General features: G+C 63.3%; 8 protein-coding genes and 1 pseudogene. 6 read left to right on the top strand and 3 right to left on the bottom strand.

Annotated elements, in window-relative coordinates:
* Positions 1–199: 199 nt before the first annotated feature.
* The 5 genes from ACY693_RS10820 (at position 200) to ACY693_RS10800 (ending at position 5,547) form a co-directional block, all read left to right on the top strand.
* Positions 200–667 (top strand): hypothetical protein, encoded by a 468-nt coding sequence (locus tag ACY693_RS10820; protein WP_462321839.1) that lies wholly within the window; start codon positions 200–202, stop codon positions 665–667.
* A 576-nt stretch (positions 668–1,243) separates the two neighbouring features.
* Positions 1,244–2,191 carry an IS1595 family transposase gene (locus ACY693_RS10815; protein WP_462321838.1) on the top strand — a complete coding sequence of 316 codons (948 nt, stop codon included), beginning with the start codon at positions 1,244–1,246 and terminating at the stop codon, positions 2,189–2,191.
* An 89-nt stretch (positions 2,192–2,280) separates the two neighbouring features.
* Positions 2,281–3,531, top strand: a complete 1,251-nt coding sequence (locus tag ACY693_RS10810) for an AMP-binding protein (RefSeq protein ID WP_462321837.1) — start codon at positions 2,281–2,283, stop codon at positions 3,529–3,531.
* Between the two features lie 397 nt (positions 3,532–3,928).
* Positions 3,929–4,294 carry a PAS domain-containing protein gene (locus tag ACY693_RS10805; RefSeq protein WP_462321836.1) on the top strand — a complete coding sequence of 122 codons (366 nt, stop codon included), beginning with the start codon at positions 3,929–3,931 and terminating at the stop codon, positions 4,292–4,294.
* Entirely contained in the window at positions 4,294–5,547 is a 1,254-nt protein-coding gene (locus tag ACY693_RS10800) for a sensor domain-containing diguanylate cyclase (protein ID WP_462321835.1), read from the top strand. The genes ACY693_RS10805 and ACY693_RS10800 overlap by 1 nt, the downstream gene beginning before the upstream one ends.
* Positions 5,548–5,795: 248 nt before the next feature.
* Here the strand turns inward: ACY693_RS10800 and ACY693_RS10795 are convergent.
* The 3 genes and pseudogenes from ACY693_RS10795 to ACY693_RS10785 all read right to left on the bottom strand — a co-directional run.
* Positions 5,796–5,888: pseudogene (locus ACY693_RS10795) on the bottom strand (hypothetical protein); the annotation flags it as partial.
* A 398-nt stretch (positions 5,889–6,286) separates the two neighbouring features.
* Positions 6,287–6,541 carry a hypothetical protein gene (locus tag ACY693_RS10790; protein ID WP_462321834.1) on the bottom strand — a complete coding sequence of 85 codons (255 nt, stop codon included), beginning with the start codon at positions 6,539–6,541 and terminating at the stop codon, positions 6,287–6,289.
* Positions 6,542–6,770: 229 nt separating this feature from the next.
* On the bottom strand, positions 6,771–7,268 hold the full coding sequence (locus tag ACY693_RS10785; RefSeq protein WP_462321833.1) for a DUF302 domain-containing protein: 498 nt from the start codon (positions 7,266–7,268) through the stop codon (positions 6,771–6,773).
* A 438-nt stretch (positions 7,269–7,706) separates the two neighbouring features.
* Here ACY693_RS10785 and ACY693_RS10780 point away from each other — a divergent pair.
* A partial coding sequence (locus ACY693_RS10780) for a hypothetical protein (RefSeq protein ID WP_462321832.1) occupies positions 7,707–7,946 on the top strand: 240 nt, incomplete at its 3' end.

The following is a 7,946-nucleotide window of genomic DNA, read 5'->3' as shown; positions in this document are numbered from 1 at the left end:
GGCGCCATTCTACCGTCCGGTCTGCCGAACCGCGCTGCGACGTATCGCCGAACGGATTTGGCAACAGCCGATCGCCTAGCACGGCGCGCCACGCCGACTGGCTGCTATCCTGAGCCCGATAAGCCACGCCGACGACGCCCAACCCCGCCCGCCGATCCGCTATCCCCGCGCCCGGCTCTCACCAGCCAAGGACGAGCTGATGATCCTGACCATCCCGCGCGACGAGGTCGAGGCCGGCGATATCGTGCCAGTCGCCGAACAGCTTGGCTTCCTCAGCGAGACCCCGGAGATGGCCGAGCGCTGGGAGGGTCGCATCAGCTTCGTCTTCGCGGGCTGGGACGACGACCCGCGCGAGACCGCTGAGAACCGGCTCATCCGCGATTACTTCTCCGAGCTGGTCCTGACCTGGCCATACTGGCTGCACTTCGCCGAGAAGGTCGGCGACACCTTGACGCATGTGCTGAGGCTCTGCTGTCGGGGTCGCCTCGAGGAGGTCGAGCCCAACCTGGTCGGTTGGCGCTTTGCCGATCTCGGCGAGGTCAAGCGCGAGGTCAAGCGCCAGTTCATCGAAATGAACCGCCTCTATGCAAGGCTCGGCCTGTCAGAGGCGATGCGAGCACGGGTTTCTGAGGAGGTTGGTCAGCTGCTCGAGAATGCGCTCTACTGACGCTGATGCATCCAGCGCTGTGCGGAAGGTCTTGGGGATAGCCGTTCCTGAGTCACTCGGATCGATCCCAGCGTCTGCAGTCGGCCAAGACCGGACCTAGGGACCTTGGCCGGCGCAGTCGCTTGTAGACCGTGAAGCGGTCATTGGCGTCGCCTCCAAGCGTTCTACACAATACGCGTCATGACTGTTAGCTAACTGCGCCGCGAATCTTGGCTTCAAGCCCCCAACTTCATCGCGCAACTGGCGGCCCTGGTGCCGAAGCGGGTAGTGAATTAGACCCGTTCTCACGGGGTCTCTTCGCGGAACAGCGGCTACCGTGCGCGGGTGACACCGGTCAAGCAAGGTAGGGGTGGCCAGCCTGATACGAAGGAGGGTCCACAGGAGCCGACACCCGCCGAACGGCGCGCCTCAATGACCTGAGCGCTGCGTCTGAAACGGGGCTTCGGCCTCGATATCGAGACCTGTTCGGTCTGTGATGGATCCGTGCGCATCAGCGCTCCTGATTATTCACGAATCTCAGCCGATTCTGCGCCGCTAGACTAGACTTCAAGCAGGGCAACCGGTCGGAGACGAGCCATGGTGCAGAACCAGATACAGTTTCAGAAGGGGTTGAGTCTGAAGCAGTTTTTATCGGACTACGGGACCGAGGAACAGTGCGAGCAAACCCTCGAGGACTGGCGCTGGCCCAACGGCTTCGTCTGCCCGAGCTGCGGCCACCGACAGGAACCCGTGCGTTTGCGCACCCGCTCACTCTTGCAGTGCCGCCACTGCCACCATCAAGCGTGGCTCACGGCCGGGACCATCTTCGCCGATACCAAGCTGGCGCTGACGACCTGGCTGCTGGCGATGTTCCTGCTCACCCAGCAGAAGAACGGTATCGCGGCCCTTGAGCTGAAACGCCATCTGGGCGTCTCCTATCCCACCGCTTGGCGCCTCAAGCACAAGCTGTTGCAGGTGATGAAGGAGCGCGACGATCAGAAACCACTCGCCGGCCTCATTGAGGTCGATGATGTCTACTGGGGCGGTGAGGCGCACCCGAGCGCACCCGGGCGCGGGTCGCCGAACAAGACCCCGTTCATCGCCGCTTTGTCGCGCAACGAGGACAACCACCCCATCGGGCTTCGCCTCGGTAAGGTGCAAGGCTTTCGCAAAGCGGAGGTCGAGCGCTTCGCCAAGCGTCACTTCGATCCCAACGCGATCGTCCTCAGTGATGGCCTGGCTTGCTTCCGGGGCATTGCCAGCGCCGGCTTCGAGCATCAGCCGATCGTCACCGGCGGCGGCTACCGCAGCATGGCGATCCCTGAGCTCCAGTGGCTCAATACCGTGATCGGCAATGTGAAGAACAGTCTGCATGGGTCTTACTATCAAGCCAGTGGCAAACACCTGCCGCGCTACCTTGGCGAGTTCTGCTATCGCTTCAACCGCCGTTTTGATCTGGCAGCGATGCTGCCGCGCCTGGGCTGGGCGGCGGTGCGCACGCCGCCGATGCCACATCGGCTCCTGGTTTTGGCTGAGCCTTGTTAATAATCAGGACGCCGCTTGTCTCCCTCATCGAAGTCGGTAGCGAACCCTGCCGGATTACTCGCCACGCACGTAAGACGAAGGTCCGTCCCATGACCATTCCCGCCAGTGAAGCGACGGATACACCGCTGACCGTGGCGATGATCGAACAGATTCTCGGCGACCTGTGCCAGCACGCGCTAGACCGTTTGCGCCCCGAGCTGTTGAACTCGCCATGGGAGCAAGACGATATGCTTGCGCGGCAGCTCGCGACCTTGGACTCGATTGAGCGCGTCGAGCTCGGCGCGATCGTCTCGAGCTTCTTCGGCCTCGACGATGTCGATGGTGCGCGCGGCTTGTTCGGGGCGCCGAACCTAGCGGGCTTGGCCAAGGTCGTTCACGCGGGGCAGGCCGTCGGCGATCCCTGCATCGGCTTCCGGACGTCGGGCAGCAGCGGGCAGCCGAAGCTGATCCGACACCCCCTATCGCGCCTGCTGCAAGAGGCGGATACCTTGGCAAGGCTGTTGTGCGGTCGTCGTCGCCTGCTGCTGGCGGTGCCGGTCCATCACATCTATGGATTCATCTTCGGCATCCTACTGCCGCCGCGCTTGGGCGCCGCGACCCATTCGCTGCGCCGGCTGCCGCCGGGCCTGCTGCTGCGCGAGGCGCGGCCCGGCGATCTCATCGTCGGCACCCCGTTCCTACTTGATCTCGCCTTTGAGGCCGATATCTCGGTACCAGACGGTGTCTGGGTGGTTACCTCGACTGCCCCCTGTCCGGACCCGGTCTGGGAGCGTGCGGCGGAGCGCGGCATCACACGTCTGATCGAGGTCTACGGATCGACCGAAACCGGCGGCGTCGGCACCCGCGATGCGCCAGGACAGCCTTTTGAGCTGCTACCTCATCTGGATGCGGCCGGCGCCGACGACGTCATTGAGCGCAGCGGCAACGACGGAACCGAGACGGAGTCTGTCCGATGCCCCGATCGGATGGAGTGGCTAGCAGAGCGCCGTTTCCGCGTCCTCGGTCGTCATGACGGGGCGGTTCAGATCGCCGGCGTGAACGTCTACCCCGAGCGCGTCAGACGCGTCATCCTCGAATGCCCGTTCGTCAAGGAGGCGACAGTGCGCCTGATGCGCCCGGGCGAGGGCAAGCGGCTGAAGGCGTTCGTCGTGCCACGCTCGTCGATCGAGCAGGGCCGAGTCTGGCACGAGCTCGATGCCCATCTGGCGGTGCGCCTCAGCGCCCCCGAACGGCCGCGCTCGATAACCGTCGGCGAGGCCCTGCCGCGGACAAGCGAGGGAAAGCTCTGCGATTGGATAGTGACCCTTGGGCCGCTTCCAGAGGCAGGCGGCGACATCTAGCGCAGCGACCAGGTCGCTGAGCTTGCCAGCCTGGATGAGACGGGCACGCCGACCCAGTGGTCCATCCTCGCCCTGTATTAGCGCTCGGCCCGACCATCACCACTGCGCGGCGATGAGCATCCATCGCCCGGGCTTGGACCCCTTTGGCGACGCACGAACGCCAACCAATGGCTTTGGTCTCGGGATCGGAGCGACACTGGCAACCCCCGGTGTACGTTGGGGCCAAGGCGACATCCTTGGATTCGACCAAAACTCATGGCAGCGCGCATGCGCATGGCGCGGTTTGCGTGGATTCTATTCGAATCGTCAATTATCCTTGATGCGGCAAGGGTCAACGGAGGAAACGAGCACAGGGAGGGCCCTTGCCCGGATGATCCCAAGACCGGAGGAAAGCCGCATGACTTCGTTCGAGCAACCTGCTCTGCACGCCACTCTTCTCGCAGCGTCGGATTCCGAGCTCGATGAGCTGCCGTTTGGCGTTGTCGAACTGGGCACGGATCTGATCTGCACGCGCTACAACGCCGCAGAGTCGCGGATCTCGGGCCTTGGCCCGGAGCGCGTAATCGGGCGGACCTTCTTCGATACTGTGGCCCCGTGCATGAACAACTACCTGGTGCGCGACCGACTGGCCTCGAGCGAGCCGCTCGACGACATCATCGACTACGTTTTGTCGGTCAAGCTCAATCCGCAGCGGGTGCGGCTGCGCTTGCTGGCGGGCGGGGCCGACGAGCGACGCTTCCTATGCGTGGAGCCGGTTGGCTGATGAGCCCCGCAGACGAGGTCGAGAGGCTTCTCCAGTTCCTGTACTTGGTCCCCGTCGGCGTCGCCGAGACCGATCTCGACGGCGCCGTGCTGCGCCTCAATCCGCTGGCCACACAGACCTTCATGCTCGCTGCCGGCGGACCGGTGATCAACGCCTTCGAGGCCCTCGCCAACGTGTTTCCCGGACTGCGCTCCCGCGTGCTCGCCCGAGAAGGCATAGGGGTCGTAGTCGAGAGCGAGCAGTTCACGCTTTCTCCCAATGCACGCGGGGATAAGCGGATCATGTCTTTGGCCGTGCACCGCATCGACGGTGAGCGGCTGGCCTTCGTCATCAACGATATCACTCGCTTGGTCGAGCAAGAGCAGGAGATCCGGCAACGCGAAGCCCAGCTTCGGGCAGTCGTCGACTCGGTGCGCACCCACCTGATCAGCACCCTCGACGAGGCCGGACGGATCCAGGATCACAACGCGTCGATTGAGCGCTTGACCGGCATGGGCCCGGAGATCGCTGGTCAGACCGCGGGTGTGCTGTTCGTCGAGCCCTCCGTCCTCGTGGAGCTCATACAGAGCGCCGGCGCGCATGGTTGGGCCGAGCGCGAGGCCCCGATGCGCAACATTTCCGGCAGCGAATGGTGGGGCACCTCGGTGTTGACCCGCATCTCCGCCGACGTCCCCGGCATCGCGAGCGGCTATGCGCTCGTCACCCGCGAAGATACGGAACGGCACAAGCGCGAGCTGCAGCTTAAGACCTGGGCAACCCAGGATCCGCTAACGGGCGCGACCAATCGGAGGGCCTTCCACGGGCTCGTCAAGCTGGAGCTCGACCGCGCGCGGCGAGACGGCACCCCCTGCTCCTTCGCGCTGCTCGACATCGACCACTTCAAAGGCTTCAACGACACTCATGGCCACGAGACCGGTGACGATGTGCTGAAGGTCCTGGTGGAACGCCTTCACGGCTGCGTGCGGCGCCCCGACTATCTGGTCCGCATGGGCGGTGAGGAGTTCGGGTTCCTGCTGCCAGACACCGACGAAGCCGGACTCGCATCGGTCGCCGAGCGCGCCCGCGCTGCCGTCGCCGAAGCCCCCTTCGAAACGCGCAGCGGTCGGCTGCCAGTGCGTGTCAGTATCGGCGGGGTCACATCGCTGGTGCCGGTGAGTGACTTCGACCAGCTGTACCACGCTGCCGACCAGGCCCTGTATCGCGCCAAAGAGAACGGTCGAAATCGCGTCGAGCTGGCTCCGCCAATCAGCTGAGGCCCGTGAGCGCTCGTCTCGCTGAGACCGTAAGGATCGCTTGGAACGAGTGCGCATCGCTCGTTCGGACGGTCAGAATCACAGCAGACCACTGTCCTTCCAAAAGGCCCAAGCCGCGCACCGGGTTCGAAAGGCTCTGCACCAATCAGGCCGCCGAATCCATAGAATGGTGAATTCGAGTGACAGGGTCGGCAACCGGTCGGCGTCATGAATGAGCCCATCATCGGCGGTGGGCTCGTATCCGGTGCGCGTTTCAGGAACCGGCTGAAGTGCTTCACCCAACGTCTGTAGCCGCTCTGCGTCTTCTCCGGGAGCTTGCGCAAGCGCTTGTCCTCGATCATGCGCTGACGCAGCGCACTGACGGGCCTGTGCTCACGAAGGCCCTGGCCTGCGTCTGCATGACGCTATCGCCAGTGCCAGTGGAGGCTATCCCATCTAAGGCTTCGGCAGTCAGCGCAGGCCAAACCGCGTCCTTGATAATCCGTCAACTATTATCTTTTTGAAAAACCAGTTAAAGAGGCCAAGCTCGCGCGGCTCGACCGACAGAATTCGCACCCGTTGGCGCTGGGCAGAGCGGCGTTGGCGGTACTCGCCAGGCTCACCCAGTCGACCACATCGCGAGGAGGACCAGACTGAGCCTGTGGATTGCTCCGGCGCTTCGCCGCACTTGAATAGGAGTCGCCCGCCCGGCCTCAGCAGGCCCGCGGCGGGACCAACGTGCGAGGCTGCTCCTACCCGGTCAGTGCTCGCAGTTCTCCAACTTTGCGCGCGCCCCCGGTAGAACCGCGATCAGAAAGGTTGACACCAAAACCACCGGGGCGAGCACGATCAACACCAAGGCAAGTAACAGCACCAGCTGCTGCGCAAAAGCCACAGCGGGCACGACATGGGTCGCTGCAAGAAACAACAACACCGCCGCCGCGAGGAACACGAACGAGACGACCACGCCGTCGCGCATCGTCCGGCAGCCAAGGACCAGGAATCGGTGAGCCACAACAACCTCCTCTCTCTATTCTTTGTGCTCGGCCATCGAACGGGCCAAATCGATCTTCGTCATCCAGGCCATGAAGACATCTGGCCCAGTCACTCGTCCTGTTGGGCCCGCAAGCAGGGCGAATCTATTCGGTGGCGCTAACCGCAGGCGCCTGATTCGCTCGTCGGCGGAGCGACAGGATCTTCTGACGCACTCGCGGAGGTCAGCCTCCGCGAGCGGTACCTGAGAATCAGTTGAGCTGTAGAAAACGATCCTGGTCTTCGGCGACCGTGCCGCCCATGATCTTGGCGACGGCGCCCCCGAACATCTCTCCGATGAGGCGGGCGTTCATCGTGCCGACGTAGACGATGCCGTCGGATTTCTCGTAGACGGCAATCGTGCAGGGCATCATGACGGAGGCGTAACGATCCTCGTCGTTCTTGAGAATATCGCCTGCGTGGTAGGGGTTGCACGCATCAATCAATGTCACCGGAGGGATTTCGATTCCACTGAGCTCCTTGATCTTCTTGTCCATCGGTTTGACACCGTTGACCACCCAGTTGGGCTCAGCTTCGATGTTCTGCTTGATCGCGGCAACCGTCTCTTCGACGGTGCCAAATGGGGACGCGGTTTCGATGACGAACGGGATCTTGGCCACGCCGGTTTCGGCGTGCGCCATCGGCAATGCTCCGATCAGGAATAGTGCGCAGAACAACAAGACCGGTGTGGCTCGCAGTTGATCAATCATGGTCTTTCCTCATGCTTTGATGGTTGGGTCGGTGCGGCCCGAATCTCACGCGCAAGGCCGTGGATGAGCCGCTAGTGCACTCCGGCAAAGGACATGCCATGACCGCCTATCCGCGCAGCAGTTGCGGCAGCACGCGTGTGTCCGCAGCCGCTGGCGCCATCGGTTGTGCTTCACGGGACCGGACAGTCGCCCGGTTGGTTACCGAGCGGTAACCTCTGCCATTGACTTGAGCCCCATCATGTTTCTGACAGGTAACCTGTTCGCTACAGGTCGGGCTCAGCTCGGTTAGCACACTCGCCCGAGCTGAAGCGGGCTCTTGCTGTTGGTTCTAATGTGGAACCGTCTTTGCTGTCCCGCTGCTAAGATGCCCAGACGCTCTGGCCGACATCCGGCGGGGAGCGATGGGTTGGCAGAACCTTGCAGAGGAGGCCGAAGACCATGGGTTATCGGTTGCGCATGACGATTGCCTTCAGCCTCTTGGTGCTCGCTGGCATGATTGTGCTGACCGTCCTGGTCCTCACCTCCAGCTACCGCGAGTTCAGGGCCGATCGCATGATGAGCGTGGCGCGGATGACGGACTGTTTGTCGGGCAACCTCTACTGGGATATCACCGCTGATGCGCCGGCACGGGTACAGGAGTCGCTGGAGCGTTTCTCGCTCGGGGTGCCGGCTCCTCAG

This window comes from Halochromatium sp. (assembly GCF_054919635.1).
This window is presented reverse-complemented; position numbering and strand designations above follow the sequence as displayed.

Excerpts from the sequence above, each read along its gene's own strand:
- ACY693_RS10815 (WP_462321838.1), top strand. The coding sequence starts at position 1,244 with ATGGTGCAGAACCAGATACAGTTTCAGAAGGGGTTGAGTCTGAAGCAG.
- ACY693_RS10800 (WP_462321835.1), top strand. The coding sequence starts at position 4,294 with ATGAGCCCCGCAGACGAGGTCGAGAGGCTTCTCCAGTTCCTGTACTTG.
- ACY693_RS10785 (WP_462321833.1), bottom strand. The coding sequence starts at position 7,268 with ATGATTGATCAACTGCGAGCCACACCGGTCTTGTTGTTCTGCGCACTA.
- ACY693_RS10805 (WP_462321836.1), top strand. The coding sequence starts at position 3,929 with ATGACTTCGTTCGAGCAACCTGCTCTGCACGCCACTCTTCTCGCAGCG.
- ACY693_RS10820 (WP_462321839.1), top strand. The coding sequence starts at position 200 with ATGATCCTGACCATCCCGCGCGACGAGGTCGAGGCCGGCGATATCGTG.
- ACY693_RS10810 (WP_462321837.1), top strand. The coding sequence starts at position 2,281 with ATGACCATTCCCGCCAGTGAAGCGACGGATACACCGCTGACCGTGGCG.